The organism is Anaerococcus sp. (assembly GCF_022770135.1).
Taxonomy (GTDB): Bacteria; Bacillota; Clostridia; order Tissierellales; family Peptoniphilaceae; genus Anaerococcus.
Window position 1 is genome coordinate 1 of the sequence record NZ_JALEIL010000084.1, and the last position, 2,103, is coordinate 2,103.

2 protein-coding genes are annotated in these 2,103 nt (G+C 36.3%); both read right to left on the bottom strand.

The window, feature by feature from the left end:
• Positions 1 to 150 precede the first annotated feature (150 nt).
• Positions 151 to 1,611, bottom strand: a complete 1,461-nt coding sequence (locus tag MRZ08_RS03755) for a CoA-acylating methylmalonate-semialdehyde dehydrogenase (protein ID WP_297379374.1) — start codon at positions 1,609 to 1,611, stop codon at positions 151 to 153.
• On the bottom strand, positions 1,611 to 2,103 hold a 493-nt coding region (gene iolB / locus MRZ08_RS03760), incomplete at its 5' end, for a 5-deoxy-glucuronate isomerase (protein WP_297379376.1). The genes iolB and MRZ08_RS03755, both read right to left, overlap by 1 nt.

Below are 2,103 nucleotides of genomic sequence, written 5' to 3' on the forward strand. Positions count from 1 at the left end.
TAACAGTTGATCCACCAATATATCTTTCAAATTTCACAACTTGACTTAGTGGCTTAAACCCTTCCTCTGGGGAAGGATTAAAGTCAACAGCCACTCTTCCAATAAGAATTAGATCAAGTTGTCTATCCTCTGGAAAATTAATATATTTCATTACTTGTCAAACTCTCCTGTCCTAAGTTGGCTAGTAACAACTTTTCTTCTTGTGTAGAATAGTATCGCATCTTTACCATTGCAGTGAAGGTCTCCGTAGAATGAGTGTTTCCAACCAGAGAAGGCGAAGAATGCTACTGGAGCAGGAACTCCTAAGTTAACTCCCAACATACCTGCGTCAATATTTTCTCTAAAGTATCTTATAGCTGCAGCATTGTTTGTGAAGATACAAGATCCATTAGCAAATTCGTTTTGATGTGCTATATCAATAGCTTCTTTTAGGTTCTTAACTCTTATAATTGATACAAATGGCGCGAATATTTCTTCTGCCCATATTTTCATTCCAACTTTACAATTATCAAAGATTGTTGGTCCTACAAAGAATCCTTTTTCAGGAATGTTCTCTCTACCATCTAAAACTAGGGTCGCACCTTCTTCTATTCCTGTTTCAATATATTTGAAAGTTCTTTCTTGATTTTCTTTTCTAATAACAGGTCCTAGGAATACATCATCATCTTTTGATGCATCTCCTACCTTAAGTTCTTTCGCAGCTTTAGTAAACTTCTCAACAAATTCATCTGCTATTTCTTCTTCTACTAAGATTACAGATCCTGCCATACATCTTTCACCTGCAGATCCGAAAGCTCCACCGATTGCCTTTGTTACTGTATCGTCAATATCTGCATCTTTTAGGATGATTGTGTGGTTTTTCGCTCCAGCTAAAGCTTGAACTCTCTTATCGTGTTCGCAGCCTTTTCTATAAACTATTTCACCGACATTTTTACTACCTACAAAAGAAATACCTGCTACTTGTGGATTTTCCAAAATTTCGTTTACTACTTCTACTCCACCGTTTACTACGTTTAAAACTCCCTTTGGAACTCCAGCTTCTTCACAAAGTTCTGTAACTCTTTGCATTAGAATTGGTGTTTTTTCACTTGGCTTCATAACAACTGTGTTACCACAAGCTATTGCCATTGGGAACATCCAGAAAGGAACCATCATTGGGAAGTTAAATGGAGCTATACCGCCGATTACTCCTATAGGATATTTGTAGTTATGAACTTCAACGTCAGTTGCTATTGTAGAAAGATTATCACCCATCAAAAGGTTTGCAATACTTGCAGCATGTTCAACATTTTCTATTCCTCTTCCTACTTCACCCTTAGCTTCTTTGAAGTTCTTACCATTTTCTAGGGTAATAAGCCTTGCAAGCTCGTCAGTGTGCTCAACTAAAAGTTGTTGTAATTTAAATAGGATTTTTTGTCTTTTTAAAACTGATGTCCTGCCCCATGTTTTAAATGTTTCAGCTGCATTTTCGATTGCTTCTTTTGTCTCTTCTCTTGTTGAAAGAGGACATTTTGCAACAACTTCACCATCACCAGGGTTATATACATCTTCAAACTCTTTTGTCTTAGATTCAATCCATTCACCGTTTACATAGTTCTTAATTAATCTCATTATTTAACATCCTTTCTATTAAGAATCCATTCGTGATCTTTCTCATTGTGGAACTTCCATTCCTTGTTTGGTCCTGCCATTACATTTAGATAGTATGAATTATATCCGTAAGGAACAGCTACTGGGTGGTATCCTCTAGGAACCATTACAGCATCCTTATTGTACACACTCATAGTTTCATCTAGCACTCTATCATCTGTATATACTCTTTGGAAAACAAAACCTTGTTCCTTATCCATCTCATGGTAGTAGATCTCTTCTAGGAATGTTTCATTTTCACTAGCTGTATCGTGCTTGTGTGGAGGGTATGATGACCAATTTGCTTCGTCAGTATATACTTCCACGACTATAAGTTTATCTGAAATCTCGGATGAATCTGGGAGAATGTTGTTTACTAATCTCCTATTCATGCCTACTCCTCTTTTTTCAACACTATTGTCTTCTGCTTTGATTAGTTTTGATTCTAATACATTATCAGATAAAGCATAAGAT